At 37.9% G+C, this 21214-nt stretch carries 25 protein-coding genes; 2 read left to right on the plus strand and 23 right to left on the minus strand.

Features of this window, described 5'->3' with window-relative positions:
* Positions 1-203 precede the first annotated feature (203 nt).
* The 5 genes from FJQ98_RS14720 to FJQ98_RS14740 are packed head-to-tail and all read right to left on the minus strand — an operon-like array spanning position 204 to position 4279.
* The gene (locus FJQ98_RS14720; protein ID WP_053593470.1) at positions 204-962 is read right to left on the minus strand and encodes a tyrosine-protein phosphatase; all 759 of its coding nucleotides are present in this window, start codon (positions 960-962) and stop codon (positions 204-206) included.
* Positions 963-975: 13 nt separating this feature from the next.
* Positions 976-1743 carry a phosphonate ABC transporter ATP-binding protein gene (gene phnC / locus FJQ98_RS14725; RefSeq protein ID WP_053593471.1) on the minus strand — a complete coding sequence of 256 codons (768 nt, stop codon included), beginning with the start codon at positions 1741-1743 and terminating at the stop codon, positions 976-978.
* A gap of 10 nt (positions 1744-1753) precedes the next feature.
* Positions 1754-2578: a PhnE/PtxC family ABC transporter permease gene (locus FJQ98_RS14730; protein ID WP_053593472.1), complete on the minus strand. Its 825-nt coding sequence runs from the start codon at positions 2576-2578 to the stop codon at positions 1754-1756.
* Positions 2578-3363, minus strand: coding sequence for a phosphonate ABC transporter, permease protein PhnE (gene phnE, locus FJQ98_RS14735; RefSeq protein ID WP_082339847.1), 786 nt, complete (start codon positions 3361-3363; stop codon positions 2578-2580). Before phnE ends, FJQ98_RS14730 begins: the two co-directional genes overlap by 1 nt.
* Before the next feature lie 7 nt (positions 3364-3370).
* Positions 3371-4279, minus strand: a complete 909-nt coding sequence (locus FJQ98_RS14740) for a phosphate/phosphite/phosphonate ABC transporter substrate-binding protein (RefSeq protein ID WP_053593474.1) — start codon at positions 4277-4279, stop codon at positions 3371-3373.
* A 170-nt stretch (positions 4280-4449) separates the two neighbouring features.
* On the opposite strand from FJQ98_RS14740, the gene FJQ98_RS14745 reads away from it, so the two are divergent.
* Positions 4450-5115, plus strand: coding sequence for a GntR family transcriptional regulator (locus FJQ98_RS14745; RefSeq protein WP_053593475.1), 666 nt, complete (start codon positions 4450-4452; stop codon positions 5113-5115).
* A gap of 541 nt (positions 5116-5656) precedes the next feature.
* On the opposite strand, the gene ptsP is transcribed toward FJQ98_RS14745, so the two are convergent.
* The 11 genes from ptsP to FJQ98_RS14800 all read right to left on the minus strand — a co-directional run bounded on the left by ptsP (position 5657) and on the right by FJQ98_RS14800 (position 14870).
* Positions 5657-7393 carry a phosphoenolpyruvate--protein phosphotransferase gene (ptsP, locus tag FJQ98_RS14750; RefSeq protein WP_053593476.1) on the minus strand — a complete coding sequence of 579 codons (1737 nt, stop codon included), beginning with the start codon at positions 7391-7393 and terminating at the stop codon, positions 5657-5659.
* Positions 7393-7659, minus strand: coding sequence for a phosphocarrier protein HPr (locus tag FJQ98_RS14755; RefSeq protein WP_053593514.1), 267 nt, complete (start codon positions 7657-7659; stop codon positions 7393-7395). Before FJQ98_RS14755 ends, ptsP begins: the two co-directional genes overlap by 1 nt.
* 136 nt (positions 7660-7795) lie before the next feature.
* Complete coding sequence (locus FJQ98_RS14760) at positions 7796-8602, minus strand: BtpA/SgcQ family protein (RefSeq protein WP_053593477.1); 807 nt, start codon at positions 8600-8602, stop codon at positions 7796-7798.
* The gene (locus FJQ98_RS14765) at positions 8602-9588 is read right to left on the minus strand and encodes an IF-2B domain-containing protein (RefSeq protein ID WP_053593478.1); all 987 of its coding nucleotides are present in this window, start codon (positions 9586-9588) and stop codon (positions 8602-8604) included. The genes FJQ98_RS14760 and FJQ98_RS14765 overlap by 1 nt, the downstream gene beginning before the upstream one ends.
* 132 nt (positions 9589-9720) lie before the next feature.
* Positions 9721-10446, minus strand: coding sequence for an amidohydrolase family protein (locus FJQ98_RS14770; protein WP_053593479.1), 726 nt, complete (start codon positions 10444-10446; stop codon positions 9721-9723).
* An 87-nt stretch (positions 10447-10533) separates the two neighbouring features.
* Positions 10534-11358 carry a PTS system mannose/fructose/sorbose family transporter subunit IID gene (locus FJQ98_RS14775; RefSeq protein WP_053593480.1) on the minus strand — a complete coding sequence of 275 codons (825 nt, stop codon included), beginning with the start codon at positions 11356-11358 and terminating at the stop codon, positions 10534-10536.
* A gap of 13 nt (positions 11359-11371) precedes the next feature.
* The gene (locus FJQ98_RS14780) at positions 11372-12124 is read right to left on the minus strand and encodes a PTS mannose/fructose/sorbose/N-acetylgalactosamine transporter subunit IIC (RefSeq protein ID WP_053593481.1); all 753 of its coding nucleotides are present in this window, start codon (positions 12122-12124) and stop codon (positions 11372-11374) included.
* A gap of 244 nt (positions 12125-12368) precedes the next feature.
* The gene (locus FJQ98_RS14785; RefSeq protein WP_053593482.1) at positions 12369-12758 is read right to left on the minus strand and encodes a PTS sugar transporter subunit IIA; all 390 of its coding nucleotides are present in this window, start codon (positions 12756-12758) and stop codon (positions 12369-12371) included.
* Positions 12759-12829: 71 nt separating this feature from the next.
* Entirely contained in the window at positions 12830-13306 is a 477-nt protein-coding gene (locus FJQ98_RS14790; RefSeq protein ID WP_053593483.1) for a PTS sugar transporter subunit IIB, read from the minus strand.
* A gap of 52 nt (positions 13307-13358) precedes the next feature.
* Positions 13359-14087 (minus strand): amidohydrolase family protein, encoded by a 729-nt coding sequence (locus tag FJQ98_RS14795; protein ID WP_053593484.1) that lies wholly within the window; start codon positions 14085-14087, stop codon positions 13359-13361.
* 36 nt (positions 14088-14123) lie between these two features.
* Positions 14124-14870: a GntR family transcriptional regulator gene (locus FJQ98_RS14800; RefSeq protein WP_053593485.1), complete on the minus strand. Its 747-nt coding sequence runs from the start codon at positions 14868-14870 to the stop codon at positions 14124-14126.
* 587 nt (positions 14871-15457) lie between these two features.
* Between FJQ98_RS14800 and FJQ98_RS14805 the strand changes: the two genes are divergently transcribed.
* Positions 15458-15664 (plus strand): SRPBCC family protein, encoded by a 207-nt coding sequence (locus FJQ98_RS14805; RefSeq protein ID WP_053593486.1) that lies wholly within the window; start codon positions 15458-15460, stop codon positions 15662-15664.
* 39 nt (positions 15665-15703) lie between these two features.
* Here FJQ98_RS14805 and FJQ98_RS14810 read toward each other — a convergent pair whose 3' ends face one another.
* From FJQ98_RS14810 to FJQ98_RS14840, 7 genes are all read right to left on the minus strand, one after another.
* Positions 15704-16156: a DUF6097 family protein gene (locus FJQ98_RS14810; protein ID WP_201406474.1), complete on the minus strand. Its 453-nt coding sequence runs from the start codon at positions 16154-16156 to the stop codon at positions 15704-15706.
* A gap of 183 nt (positions 16157-16339) precedes the next feature.
* Positions 16340-17137 (minus strand): hypothetical protein, encoded by a 798-nt coding sequence (locus FJQ98_RS14815; RefSeq protein WP_241774512.1) that lies wholly within the window; start codon positions 17135-17137, stop codon positions 16340-16342.
* A 13-nt stretch (positions 17138-17150) separates the two neighbouring features.
* Positions 17151-17570: a hypothetical protein gene (locus FJQ98_RS14820; RefSeq protein ID WP_053593489.1), complete on the minus strand. Its 420-nt coding sequence runs from the start codon at positions 17568-17570 to the stop codon at positions 17151-17153.
* Positions 17571-17825: 255 nt separating this feature from the next.
* Positions 17826-19106 carry a helix-turn-helix domain-containing protein gene (locus tag FJQ98_RS14825; RefSeq protein ID WP_053593490.1) on the minus strand — a complete coding sequence of 427 codons (1281 nt, stop codon included), beginning with the start codon at positions 19104-19106 and terminating at the stop codon, positions 17826-17828.
* A 788-nt stretch (positions 19107-19894) separates the two neighbouring features.
* Positions 19895-20125 carry a hypothetical protein gene (locus tag FJQ98_RS14830; RefSeq protein WP_201406475.1) on the minus strand — a complete coding sequence of 77 codons (231 nt, stop codon included), beginning with the start codon at positions 20123-20125 and terminating at the stop codon, positions 19895-19897.
* Between the two features lie 79 nt (positions 20126-20204).
* Positions 20205-20591, minus strand: coding sequence for a hypothetical protein (locus tag FJQ98_RS14835; protein ID WP_053593491.1), 387 nt, complete (start codon positions 20589-20591; stop codon positions 20205-20207).
* A gap of 212 nt (positions 20592-20803) precedes the next feature.
* Complete coding sequence (locus tag FJQ98_RS14840) at positions 20804-21097, minus strand: hypothetical protein (RefSeq protein WP_053593492.1); 294 nt, start codon at positions 21095-21097, stop codon at positions 20804-20806.
* Between the last annotated feature and the right edge of the window lie 117 nt (positions 21098-21214).

The raw sequence follows: 21214 nt of genomic DNA on the forward strand, positions 1-21214 counted from the left end.
ATTGTTACCTTCAAATAACTTTTCTAGGTTTTCAATACTTGGGGTTACAATTGAACTAAATGGATCCTTACTAATATGTTCATTTATGTGACTGTTTTTAATTTGATAATGGGTAAATAAAATTGAATGTCCTTTTAACTAAAAAAAGCCAACATACTTGGTGATATCAACAGCATGTTGGCTCTTAACTATTTCATAACAACTTAAATAACTTCAAGGTAGTAATCTTTTAGTCGAGCAATTTCCACTTCATCGATGCCGAACTCCTCTTTGAAATATGCTTCATACGTAGGGTAGATTTCTTTAATACGATCGAAAACGGTCTGCATATAAACTGCTTCTACACCAGCCATTTTCCCAAAAATGACTTGATATTCAGCCATTTGTTCTTTCATTTTAGTAAACCAGATTGGTGGTTTTATAGCTGTCGCCTCATTTGTTAAGAGATATTCTTCAATAATTGCTTCTTCTGATACGCCAAGCAATAAGTAGATTAAAGCTGCACCGACACCAGTACGGTCTTTCCCTGCTGCACAGTGGTGTACTAATGGAACTTGTTGCTCACGAATACACGCTAGTAGTGCTTTATATGATTCATTTTCAAATAACATGTCCGCATAGAAATGACCAAGGGCATTTTCTCGTGTCCACATTGGATTTTTCAACATATCTTCCAGCGATGTTGAGCTGTGGTCTAAATTTGTATTTGCAGGTACGCGAATGTTGATGACACCTTCAATTGTTGGAGTTACGACTTTGCTTGCTTCGTGATCATCACGATAATCAAAAATCACTTGAATGTCCATATCTTTTAAACGAGTAAGATCGGCATTTGTTGCATGTCCTAGTTCACCACAACGAAATAGCAAACCTTTTTTTACACGGCGCCCATCTTTCGTTACTCGCCCACCCATATCACGAAAATTATAAATTTCTTCAAACGTCTCTAATAGTTGCACCATTTTTTCCTCCTCCTCAGCTTGCTAGTAACTCGTCTTCTTTTCCTTCATATAAACGTACGATTAACTCATCTGTTAAATCTTCTGGTTTGCCATCAAATAGTATTTGCCCTTTTTGAATAGCAATAATGCGCGTCGCATATTTTTTCGCCACATCAACTTGGTGTAAGTTGACTAAACATGCAATGCCTTGTTCAAGACAATTTTCATAAATGCTCTCCATTACGATTGCAGACGATTTTGGGTCAAGTGACGCAATTGGTTCATCTGCTAAAATAAGTGCAGGGTTTTGTGCTAATGCACGACAAACGCCGACACGTTGGCGTTGACCACCACTTAGTTCATCAACGCGCTTACGAATTTCATTTTCTAATCCGACTTTCTTCAATAAATGAATAGCCATTTCTTTTTGTGCTTCTGAATAGCGATTGAAAAGCCCTGACATAATACTCATGCGCCCTAAATTTCCGTGTAGTACATTTTCTAGTACACTTAAGCGGTCGACGACATTATAATGTTGAAAAATCATGCCAATATTTGAGCGAAGTTTGCGTAAGCCCGTACCTTTCGCTGTCATTAGCGATTCACCTTCGTAGACGATATCACCTGATGTTGGCGTGACAAGGCGATTAATTGAGCGAAGTAATGTTGATTTCCCCGCACCACTAGGGCCGATTACGGCGATAAATTCACCTTTATGCACATCAAATGAAATGCCTCGAAGTGCCTTTGTTCCATCTGCATATTCCATTTCTAATTGTTGAACTTGTAATAAAGGTTTCATTTAAATACTCCTAACGTAGTTTTTTTCGTAATAAGCCCGTGCATGTTTCAATCGTAAACATTGTCACAAAAACGATTAAAATACCAAGCGTCATGTCGCCAAAGTTGTAGTATGCAATGGAGTCTTGAATTAACATACCGACACCGCCTGCACCAACCATACCTAATACAACTGATTCAGATACATTCATCTCAAACTTAAAGGCAATTGTGGCGATAAAAATTGTTTTTAGCTTTGGTAGTAACCCTTTGAAAATAATTAAAATCCAACATGCACCAACCGAACGAAGCGCTTCAATAGTGTCATCGCCAACTTCTTCAATTTGTGCCGCAAACGTTCTAATTAAATACGCAGCCGTCGGTAAAATAAGCCCTAAAATCCCCGCTGTATAACCGAAGCCAATACTTGCGACCGCAATTAATACCCAAACCGTCGTTGGCACTGCGCGAATGATCATGATGGAGAAGCGAATTATACGACTTAACATCATAGAAGGTGTAATGTTTCTTGCAACTAGAAAGGCGGTCATAATCGAAAGTACTAAACCGAAGATTAAGGCAAGTAACGCGACAGCTAGTGATGCTAGCATTTCACGTAAATAATCTGGCAACATCGCCGTTGAAATTTGCATCATATTTGACAGTGTTGCAGGTAGCTTTTCGACACCCGTTACAAACTGTTTCCAATCAATATCCACAACGAGTAAACTAATGACGAACAAAAGCCCACTCACACCAAAAAATAGTTGTTGCTGCTGTTTCGTTTTAGCATGGGAAATCGGAATTTTTTTCTTCTTGCGAGTTGGCAACTGAATCGATTCTTGTTTCGCTGTCATTAAATAATTCGCTCCCTTAATTTTTGTGAGGTTGTTTCGACAATCATAATTAACACAATCATAATGACAATTGCCATCGCTGTTTTGTCATATTGGAATAGATCCATTGTTTGTTTAATCAGTGTACCGAGTCCTCCAGCGCCTACTAGCCCTAGAATTGCACTCGCACGAATGCCAATCTCGACCATGAATAGCGACCAGTTTAAAAAGCTCGGCATAAATTGAGGAATCACCGCATGTTTTAATACATGGAAGTAGTTCCCCCCAACTGCCACAATCGCTTCTTCTGCATGCCCATCAAGTTCTTCAATTGCTTCTGAATACACACGTGCTAAAAAGCTTGTACCGAAGACAACTAAGGCAAGCAATCCCGGTAAATTACCAATCCCAAAAATCACGACTAAAATCGCCGCCCAAACAAGCGCTGGGATATTTCGACAAAATGTTAAAGCTGCTTTTAATACCAATGCGACCGTTTTTGAAGGCGCTGTGTTTTGCGCCATTAAAATCGCTAAAACTAACCCTAAAACACAGGCGATTCCTGTCGCAATAAATGCTAAGAGAATCGTATCAATGACAGGCTCAATAAAGGTCTTCATCTCACTCATATCAGGTGGTAGGAAGTCCGTCAGTATAAACTGAACAAACGTCGGAATGGCATAGAAAAATCCCATTAAATCGAATTCAACATACCAAACCGAAAATAGAATGACTGAGATGAATAAGAATATATTAAGCGACTTTTTAATCTTGCTTGTTTTTGTATCTAAACTTGTATTCATCATGATCTCCTTAGTGCGCTAATAATTCTTCAGGGCTTAAGTTCAACGATTCCGCAACTTCTCTAAACTTATCAAAATCGCTATCTTGTACTTCGACTAATTTTGTATCTTTACTGCCTGTTAATGCCTCTAAATACGTTGGGTCATCATATGTTAATAAGAACTCTTTTACATCATTCTTCGTTTCTTCTGAGTGATTGTCACGAATTGCATACGCACCGCCAGAACCTACTTCAATCGTTGGGACTTCTTCAATAATTTTGTAATCATCTTTTTTGATGACACCGTTTTTTTCCATCATTTTAAGTACACCCGGTGATACAGTTGCCACATCATATTGTTTGTTCGTAACACCAATTACCGCTTTATCATGTCCACCAGCAAAGTTAATACTCTTAAAGAATTTACCTTCTTTTTCAACTTCTTCAAGCGTTAAACCAAGGCTTTCAATTAAATATGATTTTGGCATTAAGTGACCTGACGTTGAAACAGGGTCCGCAAATCCAATCGTTTTACCTTTTAAGTCTTCTAATGACTCGATATCTGAATCACTTGCTGTAATGAATACGCTCATAGGCAGCGATGTATCTGTTTTAATACCTGCTAATGCCTCAGCGCCTGCACGCTCACTTGCGACAATATATGAAAATGCACCGAATAATGCTAAATCTGCTTTGTCATTTTTCATTGCTTCGATTGCAGCATTGTAACTATTTGCTTGATAAGAAGATACTTCCATTCCTAAGATTTTTTCTAAATCTTCCTCAAATGCTTTGTCTACTTTTGCTTTTTGTTCTGAGTTTTCTTGTGGTAAGTAGGCAATAATGAACTCATCTTGCTTCTCTCCACTACAACCAGCTAAAGCGAGCGCACCAACTAACATCGAACTTAATAAAAGTGACTTCTTGTACGTTTTCATGTTGACCTCCAAAAAATAATTTAGTTATAAAACTTGTATACAAGATGAATATAACAGCTGAATGTTAATGATTTGTGAATTTGATGTAAGATAATTACTATAATGTTGTAAATGTGACTGACATCTTTTTCTAAATATACTACGCTATGAATAGAAAGAGAGGTACTACTATGACATCTTTAGCTGATCAAGCATATGAAATTTTATTAGAACGCTGCATTAAAGCAGACTATATGCCCGGAGAAAAACTATCCGAAAATAGATTAAGCGATGACTTAAACATGAGCCGCACGCCAATTCGTACTGCACTTATCCGGCTTATTCGTAAAAAATACATTCAGTCAATTGATAAAAAAGGTATCATCGTTAAAGGTTTTTCTGAAAAGACATTTTTGGATACATGCTTTTTTCTAGCAGATTTACAACAAATTGTCCTCAATGATCTCATTCAAAAAAATAATGTGGAACTGCTGGAAATACTTGATGGCATCATTGCAGAACAAATTAAAGCGCACGAGCAAAATGATTATTACCGATATTTAATTTGCACATACGACTATATGGAAAAAACATTTGAAAGCTATAATAACGAAGTACTATTACAAGCGTTTAAAAATGTGCGTCAAAACACAACACGCATGTCGATGATTATTTATAACTTAACGAAGCAAGAACCGCACTATTCAACAATTAGCATGTTCCAAGCACTTAATGAAGGTTTAAGACAACAAAATCCGAAGAGTATTCATCATTATTTATTGCATAACAAAAAGCGCATTAACGAAATTCAACAACTTTTCAATGTGCACGGTGAACATTTGAATACTGACTCCTAACAAAAATAGGTGACTTAAAGTGGTGGGATAGTGGTGGAACTGCTACCATTATATTAGGAGGAGATTACCAGATGGCAAAAATAAAGAACGAACAAATTGTAATTGAAATAGTACCCCTCAAAGCTGATGACGTAGTTGATAGAAAGTCTTGGTAAGGAGCTACAAAGTAATTTACGAAACAGAGGTCTCAGCAAGAGTTACGATGAGGTTATTTATTAAAAAACCGAAAAATCTAAGAATGAAAGTAAATGTAAAACAAAATGGAATTTTAAATACGTGAATTTGTTTGCGTTCGCTTCATTCTCAATAAGCTTTTCTTGCACAAACTGATAACGAAATTGAAAATATTTATATGTCCAACTACAAAGCCCAGAAAATTCTACTGTCCGTAAAATTTTCTGGGCTGCTTGTTATTTATTGAGGTTTTGTCCCAACCTCATTCGAAACCTCAAGTATATTGTTAGAAGTTTTCATTGCTATGGCTAATTCAAAGATGGAATTCTTAACGTTCGCATTTTCCTTTTGCATTCCTTAATAGCATTTATTTTTTAGTAGCTTCCGCCACTGCTTCTATCACTTCAGAAGTTGTGCTCATTTGTAATGCCTTTTCTACTAAACCTTCCATTTCCCTTTTGGAAAGGCGAAGAATTTGTGAACGTGCTTTTAAAATAGATGTGGCACTCATAGAAAACTCATCAAGACCAAGTCCAAGTAATAATGGAATCGCGGTCTCGTCTCCTGCCATTTCTCCGCACATTCCTGCCCATTTCCCTTCCCTATGCGCTGCGTCAATCACCATTTTGACAAGTCGTAAAATGGCAGGATTGCACGGTTGGTACAGGTAAGAAACCCGTTCATTCATACGGTCAGCTGCTATTGTGTATTGAATTAAATCATTCGTTCCAATACTAAAGAAGTCGACTTCTTTCGCGAATTGATCGGCTAGAATTGCTGTTGAAGGAATCTCCACCATAATTCCAACTTCAATACAATCAGAGACTGAAACCCCTTCAGAAACTAATTTTTGCTTTTCCTCTTCCAAAACTGCTTTAGCTTGGCGGAATTCTTCCAGTGTCGCAATCATCGGGAACATGATTTTTAAATTACCAGCTGTACTGGCTCTAAGGAGAGCTCTTAATTGGGTTCGAAACATCCCTTGTTCTTCAAGGCAAAGTCGAATTGCCCGGAAGCCAAGGAACGGATTCATTTCTTTTGGGAGGTTCAAGTATGGCAATTCTTTATCGCCCCCGATATCAAGTGTCCGAACTACGACCGTCTTGCCATTCATTCCTTCTAAAACTTCTTTGTATGCCTGATATTGCTCTTCTTCAGAGGGAAGCTGATCTTTGCCCATGTATAGAAATTCTGTTCGGTATAAACCGATTGCTTCAGAGCCATTATGAACAACACGATCTAAATCCTTAGGTGTTCCGATATTTGCAGCTAATTCCACATGATGACCATCTGAAGTTACAGTCTTTTCATTCATAAGCTTGATCCATTCTTCTTTTCGTGTTTCAAAATCGGCTAGTTTCCTCTTATATTGCATAACCATTTCTTGAGAAGGATTAATAAGTACTTCCCCTTTTAGACCATCCACAATCACAAAATCTCCGGTATTAATCACCTCAGTTGCGGTTTTAGTGCCTACAATAGCAGGAATTTCCATTGAACGAGCCATTATGGCAGAATGGGATGTCCTGCCGCCAATATCCGTTGTAAACCCTTTTACAAATGTACGGTTTAATTGTGCTGTATCTGAAGGAGTTAAATCTTCGGCAACAATAATTACCTCTTCCATAATCATACTTGGATTTACAATTTTTACGCCTAATAGGTGTGAAAGCACCCGTTTTCTCACATCACGAATATCAGCAATACGTTCCTTCATATACTCGTTATCCATTTGTTCAAACAATGTGATAAACATATCTGTAGTATTATCAAGAGCATATTCAGCATTTACCTTTGTTGTCTTAATGTTATCCCTGATATGATTTAATAGGTCTGGGTCACTTAGAATCAGTAAGTGTGCATCGAAAATAATTGCTTTGTCATCGCCTAGTTCTTTTTTTGCTCGATCCCGTATTTCCTCAAGCTCCTTTTTCGCATTTCCAATGGCAGATTGAAAACGTTGAATTTCCTTTTCGATGTCTTCAATCATTTCTTTTTCAAACGAAAGATCCGGTTCTACTAAACGATATGCTTTTGCCATTGCAATTCCGCTTGAAGCCGCAATACCGTTTAATAAAGGTGTTCGATCTGTAAAAGAACTCATTATAACGCTAGACCTTCCTTCTTTAAAATTTCTTCTATGCTTTGTAATGCTTCTTTTTCATCGGTACCGTCAACAATAATTTTGATTTCTGCACCTTGGCCGATTCCTAGAGCCATTACGCCCATGATGGATTTTAAGTTTACTCTCTTTTCGTTATATTCAAGCTGAATACTTGAATCATATTTCCCAGCAACCTTTACTAAAATAGATGCGGGGCGAGCATGAATTCCTGTTTCTTCAATAACCTGATATTGTTTTTCAATCATATTTTTTCCTGCTCCTTTTCTTATTACTTTTACTTCAAACGAATAAAGGCTAACTTTAACGCCGAATATATTCACCAACACCTCTAGTACCCCACTGCGGTAACGCTATTGTGGAGTGGGGGTCAGACTCCAAAAATTATTGTTTGTTTTTTCGAATTTCCTTCGCCTTGTTCGCTTCTTCCATAAAAATGCGAGCTCGTTCAGAATCAATTGGATTTTTCATATCGCCTTTTTTCACCCATGTAGCCACCGATACGCCATCATAGTATTTTAGTAGTTCATAAATGTTATCTCCAGTTGCTCCGCCGCCTAAGAAGATAGGAGTATCAGGCAATTTCGTTCTTACCTTCTCGATCATCTCAATGCTTTCAGCCGGGCTATTTCCTGCGATAAATAGTCCATCTGCAAATGCCTCGTGAACGGCCTCCCAAGCGGCATTTTCAATCGGTTTACGGCCTAGTGGCACGCCATGGACTTCGTATACATCGGCAAAAACCGGCACTTTAGTTCTGATTCTTTTTCTAAGACTAGCAATATCAACGCATTGCGCTTCAAGAATGCCCGCGCTCGTTACATTTGCTCCGGTAAAGAGATGTTCTACCCTTACAAAGTCTGCACCCACCGCATCGGCGACAGATAATCCGGCAACGCCATCCCAGTTCATCAAAATACCCATTGTTAAGTTAGGAAACTCTTTTCTAATTTCATAAGCAATTCTAGTCATATAGGCAATTGCTTCTGGCTCAGCATGCTGCTTAACCGGCATATCATTCATATTTTGAATAATGATTCCGTCAAAGCCATTTTCCTGCACCATCACGGTTTCCTTTAAGGAATAGTACACAATCTCATCAATTGTTTGATCAGTGTGTCGATAACTTCCCGGAAGTGGCGGCGGCTGAATCATCGATAAGACGGTACAATTTGGTTTGAACGCTACCATTAGATCGCTCCTCCTAACTTTTTATAGTAATTCATGCTGACATTGAAAATTTGATTTACCGGGATAATTCCCTCTTCAGTAATAAACCCTGATATATGCTTAGGTGTTACCCCAAGTAATTCAGGAGCCTTAAAGTCTATATTTTCTACAAGATTTTGATCCGGCCAATCTTTGGTTAATTTCTTCTCTAATTCTTGGACAACTAACATTTTCTTATATCCATAAATCGGGCGAATATCCAATTTAATCAAAGGGGTTAGAAAATACAATGGAATTTTATAATAGTCACAAACTAAACCTACGATATCAGAGCCAGTTGTATTAAAGCCTGTCCCATCAGGAAAAAACGTTTCTGCTCCCATTAGCGCGACATCGCATTCTTTTAGGTAATACATCAGCGCAGCATCCGGGAAAAACTTAATTTGATGACCTGCTTCCTGGCAGACTTTCACATAAGGAAGTCCACCATCAATAATGCGGCTTTCGGGAATATATATGGTATAGGTTTGCTCATTTTCGCCTATTCTTTTCAAAAATTTATCAACAGTACTTGAGTAATCATAAACCAAAATATTTTTCATATCTTTGACAGCAAAATTGGCGTAGTCAATAACTTTTAATGTAGCTTCTTTGTTATATTCAAGGTAACCATTCTTTTGATTAATGATTTCTTCAACAGCTTCATCAATTGGTTTGTCTGAATGACTTTCCAGGTTGTTTGTCATCAGTAAGATAGCATTGCTAACCGCCTGACTTGCTTCTCCTCTTGTTTTGATAAAAAATTGGCTAACAGATTGAATTTTTACTATGATTTCTTTGACGTGACATTTATTTTGTTTTCCGTCCAATGCTATCGATTCAATCATGTCACCGATTATGGAAATGTGATTGCCTGCGCCCAATACTTTTTGTCCAACAATATCATCAAATAATGATTGAACGTCTGTAGTCAAAAGATTTCTAACACTTTCTGCTGCCTGAATCATATAAAACCGTCTCCTTCTCGTCTACTAGGCTATTTACACAAACTTTGTTACGAATCATGTGCAAATAGCCATTTGTAGTGGATATTTGTCCTGCAGGTTTAAAGAAAAAAATATCCTTTATTCATGGTGACTTTATTTCTTTAATAAATCTTCAGCGTTTTTATAATAGATACTTCCCAGATAGTCCTCTTCCAAGTTAAACATATCAAAAAGGTCAATCGAACATTTGGTCAACGTTGTAGGATAATAAGAACCGAATAGTAATTTTTCCTTTGGTAACACGGAAAATGCTTTTCTAAGAACTTGCACTTCATACTGGTTAGAGGTTTCAACTAGGATATTGTCGTGTTCATTGGCAACATCTACACAGCTATAGCCGTAGTCAAAGCAACCGATATGAAGGAAAATAAATGTGATATTTGGGTGCTTTTTTGCATGAAGAGCCCATTGCTGAGGCATTGACATTGAGCCAATTCCTGTGAAAACTTTCACTGGTGTTTGGGTTTCTTCGACAATATCGAGAATTTGGTCGATATTAGAACAGCTATCAGGATAGTAGCCATGTTCTATTGAATTAAATTCAATCATTTTGATTCCAGAAAGCTGAAGCACTCTCTTCGTTTCATCTACTGAACTGTCTTCTTTTGGATTTATGACGGCACAGCCAACTAATTGATTGGGGTGCCTTGTTACAAGATCCGAAATATAGTTATTTTGATCCTGGATTGACTTTCCTTCTAACGCAGAGACAACCCTTAAGGAAATATAGTTTTTTTTCATATCATCTAGTAATTCTTGTTCGAGATATTCGTGAGTTGTCTCATCCCTTTTGATATGAGCATGTATATCGATAATCAAATTTCTTCACCTTCTTGTTTGATTTTCATGTAAGGGCAGCTTCTTCCCTCCAGCGATTTTGGGAGGATAGGGACGGTGCCGCTTCTATTATCCTAAAAGTCCTGCGTATACTCCGACGATTCCAAAAATCATAGTTAAGAAGATTAATTTAATGGGTGATACTTTTTTCTTTGTGATGAGGTAATACATGAGACCGGTGTAGAGTAATCCAAGTACCCCAGGCATTAAATTATCTAATGTTTCTTGAATACTGATGGTTGTCTCTCCAGACGTATATTTGATTGGGACATTTACAACCACTAATAATGGAATGAATCCACCGACAATAATATAGGCAGCAATACCGGCAAGTTCTGAAATCCTACTAATTAAACCAGATGATTGGAATTTGCCAACTAATGAAATCCCTTGTTTATAACCTTGAAAAACGCCCAGATAGCGAACTCCTAGTGAAAGAATGGCCATACAAATGACGAACATGATCGGTCCGACCCAGCCTGTCCCAGCACTGACTAATGAGATGGCAAGTCCCGCTAGAATAGGTCTTGCGGTTCCATTTAGAAGGGAGTCGCCCAATCCTGCCAATGGTCCCATTAGGGCTGTTTTTACAGAGCCAATCGTAGATGGATCAAAGTCTCTTTCATTGGCATATCTTTCTTCCATAGCTGCACTGATTCCAACAGGAATAGCCGAAACCATGTCTTGTGTTAAGAAGTACTCCATATGTCTTTCATATGCTTCTTTTTTATCTTCAGGATCATCATATACTTTTTCAATAACAGGCATCATGGCTTGGGTAAAACCAGCATTTTGCTGACGTTCATAGTTATTTGTGGCACGAATCGTCATTTGGTTCCAAAATACTTTCCATAAATCTTTTTTGGTTAATTTTTTTTCATTCTCTTGCACCATATTCACTCTCTCCTTATGCATTAGTGTTTTGTTCATCTATCTTCAGGTAGTAATACAATGCAACACAAATGACACCCAATAATGCAATTCCGATCATGTTTATTTCTAAATACGAAGCAAATAAGAACCCTAAGAATAAAAACGGCCAGAATTTTTTCACCTGGATTGTACTTAGTAGTAACGCAAATCCGACTGCACCTATTAATCCTCCGCCAACTGCTAATCCGGTAATCAATTTCTCAGGAATGGCTTCAATGATTCCCTTTACAAAGTCTGCTCCAAAGTAGATTGCTAGGAAAGCAGGTATTCCATATAAAACAGAGTTCATTAACATCGGATAGACCGTATTATTTAATACAAGTCCACGCGTATTTAAATTGGTTATCGCCCTTTCGGCTCGGTGCATGAAGAAGATGTTGATCACCGAGTTTTGGAAAGTGGTAGCAATTTGGCCGATAAAGGAAACTGGTAATGCAGTCGCAACAGCTAGTTCGGTTCCACCGCCACCAAGAATCGCTATTCCTGTTGCAATGGCTGTACTGAGCGTGGGGTCTGGAGGAGTTGCTGTCCCTACGAAGATTACCGCAAGGAACATTAACTCAATTGTTACACCAACGGCTAATCCCGTGGTCACATCCCCCATAATCAATCCAACGACTGGCCCTGTAAAAATAGGTCTAAAAATATGTGTTTGCAAAGTATGAGAGTCAATAAATGCAATGGTAACAAATAATGCAACTAGTACTGCCTGTAGTAGAATGTCCATGTGTAAGTCCCCCTGCCTATGACTGAAATTTATATTTATTGATTAGTTGGATGACGTTTTGACTGCGTTCATATGGAACTGTACGTACTTCAAGAGGTGCTTCAGCTGACTGATGTGAGTGACGAATATCTTCCTCATCGACCCAAAGTTTCCTAATATTTTGGTTTTACTTTTTTTCATATTGATGTTGCCAACATTGATTTCTTTTATACCAAGGTCGCATAATCATTTTCGCTTCGCTCTTTTATATGTCACTTAATCCTAAACTGTCGTGGCTTACTTCTACTAATTCAGAAGTTAGGCTGCTAAGGCATTTTCCATCTCTTGTTAAAATCGCATGAACAAGGATTGGTAAATTCACCCCGTAAAAAACACTTACATTGTCGTTGTTAAAAGAAAATTTGCTGCTGATTTTGAACGGAGTGCCTCCTATAATATCGCAAAATATTAAGAATTGTTCTTCATTTGAAAGCCCTTTCATTTTTTCGTTCATTAAATCGGAAAGTTCATCTTGGCCCATATCTTCCATTAAACATAGAAACTCAACATTGTCCGCTTCACTTGTAAACATTTTTGCAGAATGAATGATTCCTTCTGCCATTTTTCCATGCGTAACAACTAAAATGTTAATCATTTTAAAACCTCCCCAGATGGTTCCAAATGTTTTTTCTAAAGCTGTATTCATAAAAGGTGATTATTCACTAGTTATTTGCTGATCAATTTAATTACATCTTGACTGCGTTCGTTTGGTACTGTACGAACTTCAAGGGCAACACCTACTTCATGTATCTTGTTTAGATTTCGAATATCCTCATCGTCTATCCAAAGGTTACCTAAAATCTTCGTTTTGCCTTTTTTCATGTTGATGTTACCAACATTTATTTCTTTTAAATCAAGGCCGCCTTCAATCATTTGCAGTGCTTCCTTTGGTCCTCTTACTAATAACAGGGTCTTTGTATCACTTGTGTCTTCTTTAATGGTACGAATAGTTTCGTCCATTCCAAGGATTTGCAGTTCAATTGTTTTTGGCGTTGCCATTTGGAGCAATGTTTTTTGAAATTCATCATTGGCTGCTTTGTCATCTGCGACAATAATTCTGTTTGCATTTGCGTAGGCAATCCACGCAGTGACAATTTGTCCGTGGATTAATCGTTCGTCGATTCTAAAAACAGTAATGTTCATTTTTTTTCGCTCCTTTTTGATGAGTTTTGCTGAGTAACGTAATTTCGAGTCTTTACATTCTCCATAAGTACTCTGCATTTTTATGGAAGATATGTTCTAATTGATCTTCAGGAATATTTAATTCAAAAAATTTCTCAATTTCAATGTTTACTAGTTTGTAAGGCCAATCCACTCCGAATGCCATTCGTTCAGGTCCAAGAATTTCAATCGATTTTTTTAACACCTCGGAATTCATTTGACCTGATGTTTCCACCCAAACGTTTTTCAAATCTTTAACTGCTTCGATTGTTGATAATCCAAATTCATAATAACCAGTATGGGTAAAGAGAAAATCAATATTTGGGAATTTCTTCGCGTATTCTGCCCATACATAAGGTGTGCTAATTGGAGCTGTACCAACATGTGTTTGAACATGAACGCCGTATTTTGCGATTTCAAAGAAAATATCATTTAAACTAGGTGTATTGTCTGGATAGTATCCGTGTTTCCATGAGTGAAACTTGATGCCGTTCATTTTGTATTCGTCTAAACATTTATGAACTTCCTCAATCGCATCGGATGCTTTAGGATTAATAAAACCATAGCCTTCAATGATGCCTGGATATTCCTGCATCGCTTTGTAGATGGTGTCGTTTTGAGCTCTTGTGGAAGTTCCTGATAAGCTGCTAATCCCAATTTTGGTAATCCCGTATCTTCCTAATTCCTCTACAATATCTGTTGGTGTATTTTCGTCACCTGAACTTGTTTTTCCTAAGTGTGAATGAATATCATATATTTTCATGATTTGATTTCCTCCTAACTCAGTTACAGCTATAAATTATTTGTCATCAAATACATCAAGGGTTACTTTATATTGATAAACATCTGAACGGTAATACATTTTTACATATTCGATAGGAATTCCAGATGTATCATACATGACCCGTTCTTTATAAAATATAGGGATGTTATCTTTTATATCCAAAATCTCCTTCAGCTTCTTGTCCGGTGTTTTCGCTTCTAAAATTTCGTCGGCGTATTTAAATTGGACTCCTTTCTTATTCAAAGTGTCATATAATGAGGTCCTTTCATCGAACTCTGATGGATCGAGAGTAAATTCATTGGACATTCTGATATACGCCTTGTGCAAACCTACGATAGCATCACCACATAACCGGATTCGTTCTAAATAATACACTTCATCTCCTTCCAAGATATTTAAGGATTGAGCAACCTTGAAATCAGACTTTATAATGTTGAACTCCTGGATAATGGAGCTTGAAATTTCGCCAAGTTTTGTTGTATCTTCGCTAAAACTAGTGAGCCGCTTTAGATCATACTTATGTTTCGGGGTACAAACGATTGTTCCTTTTCCTTGCGACTTTTTTACAAATCCCTCATTCTCTAAATCTTGAATGGCACGTCTGATGGTTATTCTGCTGACTCCGTATAGATTCTGTAGTTCAGTTTCAGACAACAGCATGTCACCGGCGAGCAATTGTTTACTTTCTATTTTTTTCTTAATTTCCTCATAAATCTGAAAGTGCAAAGGCACCTTCGAATCTTTGTCTATATTGGGTTTCATAATATTCACCTATCCGATCATTAGTAATCGATATAACGTTATAAGAAGTTGAGGTATAATTATTTTTGGCTTAACTAAGCTTTAAACCTAATATTTGTTTAAAAATACCTCATGCCAAAAGGATATAACGTTATAACAAGTTGGAGTAAAATAATAAAGTCTAAAATGACTTTTTATTAGTATTTATTACCAAAAGACTAATCATAACATCACGTCAACGCTTTCACTTTTGGAGAAGTTAATATAACGTTATAACAAGTTGCTAGTTGATATAACCTTAAAGCTTTTTAAAATGGTTGTCAACATATCTTTGTGCTATCTTGTCTTTTGAATGCGCTTGTGAATCAATGAAACTTTGGCGTTTTAAGCCACCCTTGCGAAACGGCATACATCATTTTTTTGTAAAAAATTACTAGCGTTGCATAAAAAATTAATTAAAGGTCAACCATGAAAAATTATGTTAAGCTAGCTTCCTCTGCTTAATTAAACATGGTTCAGGCTGGATATGACAAAGATTCTGTATAACAATGTTTTTCAAGTAAAGAAATTATTGTTGATGTTTATTATAGAAAAAAAGGAAGTAGTTTATGAAATTTACTTTTGAACTAGGAGTTAATACTACACCAGACAAAAATTGGTCATTATACGCAAATATAAATGAATGGTTTAAGTGGGAATCAGACTTAAAAGATATTTCACTAAATGGTGAGTTTGTAAAAGGAAGCACTGGAATTATGAGAGATAGGAAAGAGCGCTCACCCTTTCCTATCTCCTTAAAGGTATTTTTCAATTGATTTGGAGAGAAAGTTAGTTAAAAACTACTTTTCAATATTTTAGTTTAATTGGTCCAATAATTTAGACTTTAAATTAGGATATATTTTATAATACATTTTCTTTTCTATTAATTTGTGTGTAATTACGATAGAAGCAAATACAAAAGCGTACAGAATAAACGCCCATGGATAAGCTAAAAACCAATCAAGTACATTTTTAAAGATATCCCCTCGATCTATTATTTTTAACTTTCCTAATATCATATAAACAATAAAGACAACGATTGGTAATGCAATAACACCCGACATAATGTTTAAAGATCGTTTTTTATTCCGAGCTTCGATAAAAGTAGGTTCATTTAAATATTCGCTAACCTCCACCGCTTGTTTTTCAAAGGTATCTTCACTTTTAATAGGTAAGTTGTAATCACTAATTATTTTGTGAAGTTGTTTAAGTTCTTCCGCGCTAGAAAAAAATTCAACCATCGTTTTTCCGTAATTCAGTTTCCTCACTTCTTTCTCATTTTAAAATATTTAGTATATAGTACATAAATGAAAGGTTGTTTCTATTTGCCTGTTGATTGAGTTTCACCGAATGTTACCATTATTGTTTTTAATTAGTGTTTCATTCATCCATAAATAAAGTTAAAAATGAAGAGGTCCGGCTGCAACCCGGAGGCTAACGCTTTTCCATGTTTATGTACCGAACGTCTGCCGGATTTCCTGCTCCGTGACCGGCAGCACGATCGTCAGCTTCGCAGGGTCCTGCGGGGAATAGATGACATTGATGATTTGACCTTGCTGCACCCGGGCAAAATTCACGACAAGCAGTTCTTTTTGTACCGTCACCTTGAATGTTTCCCTGTTTGGTTTGGTAACGGCGAGAGTAAGCTGCAGTTGAACTTTTCCGGATGCGGCCATACCCAGTGGTACCACATCCATTACTTTAGCTAAACCTTTCTCCCCGGTTTGCGCAATATCCGCTAGTTCCGGACTCAAGCCTTGTTTAACAAGCTGTTCATTAAAAAGCGATTGAAGATCATTTTGATTCATATGACCTTTGGCATCAAAACCGATCTTGTTGGGATTTTTCACCGAGATCAGTAAGGGAATTACAGATCCAGGCTGAAATTGTGGTAAATTCGCGACAGAAACAATCATCCGCAGCTTGGCCGGGTATTTGTCGTGGCCCTGTCTTATTACCATCAGTTCCAGCTTGACTTCCGGTTTGTTGTTAATCACCGTTCCGGTTTGCCGGATATTCGTAATTAGTCCCACTGCTGACTGCCCCTTCTTGACGGTACCGACACCAAAGACGTTACTCAATATGGGTGGAAGAATCAACAGGGCAATACTGGCAAAGATGGCTGGCACAAACCAAGAAGAACCTATAATGATAAAGGGATCGTCCCATATCCAATTAGCCAGCAGCGGGGAAAAGCAAACGCCAAGCATGGTAATCATGCCAAGTGATGTTAAGCTTTTTTGCATCATTATCCCTCCCGGGTCAGATTCTAGTCATGGGGCCAACATAGATGAGTTCCGCCGGATTGGCCGGATGCTGTCCGAGTCCGATGTGGTCCCCGGCCCGTGGCATCTGTAATTTGGATACAAGCGTTTCGAGTGTTTTCGTATAACGGCTGCCACTGGTTTCCGTCACCTCCAGCTCCAAAATAACAACCGGGTCAAAATTAATCAGTTTTCCGGTATCGCATACCGAAAGGACGATAGCGGTAGCAGTGATAGGAACGGAACCTCCCGCGGCCATCTGCGCTTGCCTAGCCTGCTCAATGCTTTGATTCATGGCTTCGCGATGCTGTTTGGGGATGAATCCCTTCATCATCATGCCGCTCAAGCCTTTATTTAATAATTGATCCGCTTTTTCCAAATTGTCCTGTGCATGTTTCTTTTTACCGAACCAGCCCATATGTTAAGCACCTCGCTACAATCGTATTTTTGAGTTCATCGATGTCTCTATCACAATTGTAAACAGCGGATGGAAAGGTGACAACGGGTTTGAAAGGATACAATATGGTGGCGGTGATCAGCGGTTTTACTTCCGGTTTAAGGAGTGAATTTTGCGAAGATCCGCCCTTTTAGTGCAAAAAAAAGCGGAAAATCCGCCTTTTAACGTTGGGAACAGCCCATTCGTATTGCGGTTTTCCGACTGAAATCCGGTTTATTATTTGCTCCGCAGAAGGTAAACTAGCTTCTTGTAATAGGCAGCTGATTCCTTGTATTTTCTGGCATCCTCAGAGACGACGGCAAGCGACTCATATAGAGTCTCCAAGCGGTTGGTTTGCTGAATGGACTCAAAATAAGGCAAACAGGCCATGGCCTGCTCCATTGAACGTTCGAACTGCCCCTGCGCAAACGAGAGTTGGCTTTGGTAGAACTGCAGCGACATTTGTTGATCGGTTGTTTCGGCGCTGCTTTCAAGCTCCTTGATCATCTGCGGGAGCAATGCCCATTGCTTTTGGTTTAGTGCCAACTCGCAGCGGTAAATATCGAGCAGCGGTTGGAACTTCTGTCTAATTTCTTCTGGTTCGCGCCGAATCATTTCTTTAAAGCGGTCAATCTCCAATGCGGCTTTGTCATATTCGCCCAGCAGCGTTTGCATGATAATTCGGTTGTTCATTATGGATGTCATCATTTCGCCCTGACTGGAGGTGTAAACCAAATGTGCTTCCGCCATGGATAAGGCTAGCAGCGCTTCCTGAACAAGTCCGACCGTAAACTGATAACCGCTGTAAGTGAGATAGAACCCGCTCAAACGGTGAAAGAGCCTTTGTTCATAGACATGCTTCATCATTTGCTCAAACGTCTGTTTCGCCTGATCATACTGTTTCAAATAGATAAAGGCCTCAAGCATGAAATTATGCGCCGTCAGCCATGGCTCGCTGCCTGGAGCGAGCAGTTCCGCAAGTTTTCGTGCTTGAAGCAGTGCCTCGTGGTAATGGTGTTTGGATCTGAAAAGTTGGATTTTATAATAAAACATCGCTTTTTTGGCTGGCAGGGGCAGATCATTGTCGTCAGGACGACCGTATTTATCCAAGTAATAATTCAAATAGTTCCGGTGCAAATAATCATGAGCTGCCGCGTCATTAAGCTGCTGGTAATACACGGCTTTCATTAAGGCTGTGGTCAACTCAACGGTTAAAGCATCGTCGCGGTCCGGCAGATCGTTAACCTGCTGTTCATCGATGGATGCAGTGGATTGGGATAACATTTCGAAAATGCTCTCTGCCTTTGTCAACGTATCCGGCGATTGAGATGAAGCCTGCAGCAAATAAGCAGGAGAGACGCTGAGACGGGAGGCTATATGTTCAGCCAAATCAGCGGCAAGAGGGTAACGCTCTGCGAGGATATTGGCAAAATGGGTTTGCGTCACTAAACCTTCAACCAGCTCTTTTCGGGTGATATTTTTCTTTTTGCATAAAAAATCGATTCGTTCTTTTAACATAGGGCGTGGAAATCTCCTTTCCGCTAAAACTCCGTAAAAGTATACCATGAATAGATAGAAAAAAAGGCCTGGAATAAGGATAAATGGGTGAAAAGGTTTGCTATCGGATGCATCGGTGGCCCCTTGCGTGAAAATCATCCATTATTTAACATAATTACCTTGCGTAGCAGTTCCATTACGAGGAAAAACTGCTGTCCCCATAATTACTCCGATTCCCCAACCGTTATCCTTTTTAAAATCAACATAGAATACTTCATTTCTCATTGCTGCAGTACTTGTATTTTCAATATAGTTTAAATCATTTGGGTAAGGTTAGACAATTATATCCAAAGGGGAAAAACGGTACAACTTTGTTATAAACGGTATAACTTTCTTTTAAACGGTACATCTTTCTTTTAAATCTACACCATGCTAGTTCGATTAAAGAATGTTATCAAGGATTAGTTATTGGGACAAATAGTTTTATTTCATCGATTACTGCAGATCCTTCATAATAATTTGATCGGTAAGCCCTTGACGGCATTTCCCGCACTATTCCAAATAACATAAAAGGAACTCTAATTTCACAAAAATAATGCGTATAAAAAATATTAGTTGATCTATACTATTAAAGATTTCACTTCAAATCCAATGTGACTAGGAGGGTTAACCCGATGAGTAAGGCTGATCGATAGCTCTGAAGGACCATCAATACTGAAGAAAGCTAAAGTACGGTTATCTTAGGAAAATCTTAAGAGCCAATGCGGAAGCGAGGCAGTGTGTCATGGAGGAAGAAATGTAAGTGGTAATCAAACCCGGAATATTATTTCCGGGTTCTTTTGTTTTGGTACTACTATATCGCCTTGGCGTAATTGTGGCTGTCGCTTCGCTTTCGCACAGAAAACATTTGTTGCTGTCGCTTCGCTTTCGCACAGAAAACATTTGTTGCTGTCGCTTCGCTTTCGCACAGAAAACATTTGTTGCTGTCGCTTCGCTTCCGCTACAGAAAACATTTGTTGCTGTCCATGCGTCCGGATCATAAGTTCCACCCATTATCAAAAGAAGAGCTTGTGAACAGACTGATTAGTTAATTTACTTATAACAAGTCTATTTCATCTTTCATTTTTCGAAACTATTTTCATAAATATCCAAGAATTTCGCTATCATTACACCTTGTTGAACAACGGTTTCATCATTAGTTTCAAGTTGCCAAGCATAGGACATATAATTTTTATAATTTCTTTGGCTAATAGGCTTTAAAGCATGTTCTTTAGCAGTGGCAGCAAACCCTTTTTTATAATCAATTTGAGCTTGTTGTAATGCTTTCTTATGATTTTTAAAAACGGGCATTCCCTTAGCATTAGCTCCTATTTCATAAGCTTCATTGTCACCAAAATCAGCACTTAATTGGCTTGTATCATAGTCATCAACAACTTTTGAAGAGGAATTACAGGCTGTTAAAAGTGTAAGTAAAACTATACTAATAATGATTAATGTTTTTTTCATTTTTCTCCTCCTAAGAACATAGCTCTTATATTTTATTACTCTTCTTATTGGTTTAATGTCCTTCTAAAACTAAACTGCACCATAAGTAAAAAAGCATCTCCACTTGTTGTAGAAACGCCCTCGTTAGCCATCCATGAAGCGCAAAAATCAGCACTTCACCACAAAAAATGAAAGATTATTACGTTCTTTCATGGGAGTTGAATAGTCGTAAATCACATGTTTTTGCTGTTATATTTTTTTACGACGGTTGCTAAAATTGCAATAATAAAAACGATGACACTATTTATCATTAAATAGTACCCTAGTTGCATGCCATAAAACATTGCAAAAGGATCGCGAATAATAAATATCGCTAATGCACCACCGATTGCACCAAATAAGACTGCTAGTAGTAATATTGTAAAAGCAGAAAAAAACAGATTTTTCTTTTTTCTGTAAAATATAAACCCAATAATATTTGCAATAACGATAAAAAAGCCCATAAGTATTATGAAAAAGCTATCCATTTAGCCCCTCCTCCATAAATATATTTTACCATATGAACTAAAAACCCTGTGAACTATTCTGCTTACGTTAGCACAAGAAGCGATCGCTCTATTGAACAATTGCACTCGTTTGTTTAA

Origin of the sequence: Lysinibacillus agricola (assembly GCF_016638705.1) — a bacterium.
Lineage (GTDB): Bacteria > Bacillota > Bacilli > Bacillales_A > Planococcaceae > Lysinibacillus > Lysinibacillus agricola.

Coding starts and splice junctions, on each gene's coding strand:
- FJQ98_RS14825 (WP_053593490.1), bottom strand. CDS start 19,106: ATGTTAAAAGAACGAATCGATTTTTTATGCAAAAAGAAAAATATCACC.
- FJQ98_RS14765 (WP_053593478.1), bottom strand. CDS start 9,588: ATGATTCAGGCAGCAGAAAGTGTTAGAAATCTTTTGACTACAGACGTT.
- FJQ98_RS14775 (WP_053593480.1), bottom strand. CDS start 11,358: ATGGTGCAAGAGAATGAAAAAAAATTAACCAAAAAAGATTTATGGAAA.
- phnC (WP_053593471.1), bottom strand. CDS start 1,743: ATGAAACCTTTATTACAAGTTCAACAATTAGAAATGGAATATGCAGAT.
- FJQ98_RS14835 (WP_053593491.1), bottom strand. CDS start 20,591: ATGAAAAAAACATTAATCATTATTAGTATAGTTTTACTTACACTTTTA.
- FJQ98_RS14740 (WP_053593474.1), bottom strand. CDS start 4,279: ATGAAAACGTACAAGAAGTCACTTTTATTAAGTTCGATGTTAGTTGGT.
- FJQ98_RS14755 (WP_053593514.1), bottom strand. CDS start 7,659: ATGATTGAAAAACAATATCAGGTTATTGAAGAAACAGGAATTCATGCT.
- FJQ98_RS14760 (WP_053593477.1), bottom strand. CDS start 8,602: ATGGTAGCGTTCAAACCAAATTGTACCGTCTTATCGATGATTCAGCCG.
- FJQ98_RS14730 (WP_053593472.1), bottom strand. CDS start 2,578: ATGACAGCGAAACAAGAATCGATTCAGTTGCCAACTCGCAAGAAGAAA.
- FJQ98_RS14820 (WP_053593489.1), bottom strand. CDS start 17,570: ATGGGCTGGTTCGGTAAAAAGAAACATGCACAGGACAATTTGGAAAAA.
- FJQ98_RS14800 (WP_053593485.1), bottom strand. CDS start 14,870: ATGAAACCCAATATAGACAAAGATTCGAAGGTGCCTTTGCACTTTCAG.
- FJQ98_RS14745 (WP_053593475.1), top strand. CDS start 4,450: ATGACATCTTTAGCTGATCAAGCATATGAAATTTTATTAGAACGCTGC.
- FJQ98_RS14790 (WP_053593483.1), bottom strand. CDS start 13,306: ATGAACATTACTGTTTTTAGAATCGACGAACGATTAATCCACGGACAA.
- ptsP (WP_053593476.1), bottom strand. CDS start 7,393: ATGAGTTCTTTTACAGATCGAACACCTTTATTAAACGGTATTGCGGCT.
- FJQ98_RS14815 (WP_241774512.1), bottom strand. CDS start 17,137: ATGATGCAAAAAAGCTTAACATCACTTGGCATGATTACCATGCTTGGC.
- FJQ98_RS14785 (WP_053593482.1), bottom strand. CDS start 12,758: ATGATTAACATTTTAGTTGTTACGCATGGAAAAATGGCAGAAGGAATC.
- phnE (WP_082339847.1), bottom strand. CDS start 3,363: ATGATGAATACAAGTTTAGATACAAAAACAAGCAAGATTAAAAAGTCG.
- FJQ98_RS14840 (WP_053593492.1), bottom strand. CDS start 21,097: ATGGATAGCTTTTTCATAATACTTATGGGCTTTTTTATCGTTATTGCA.
- FJQ98_RS14830 (WP_201406475.1), bottom strand. CDS start 20,125: ATGATCCGGACGCATGGACAGCAACAAATGTTTTCTGTAGCGGAAGCG.
- FJQ98_RS14780 (WP_053593481.1), bottom strand. CDS start 12,124: ATGGACATTCTACTACAGGCAGTACTAGTTGCATTATTTGTTACCATT.
- FJQ98_RS14795 (WP_053593484.1), bottom strand. CDS start 14,087: ATGAAAATATATGATATTCATTCACACTTAGGAAAAACAAGTTCAGGT.
- FJQ98_RS14805 (WP_053593486.1), top strand. CDS start 15,458: ATGAAATTTACTTTTGAACTAGGAGTTAATACTACACCAGACAAAAAT.
- FJQ98_RS14720 (WP_053593470.1), bottom strand. CDS start 962: ATGGTGCAACTATTAGAGACGTTTGAAGAAATTTATAATTTTCGTGAT.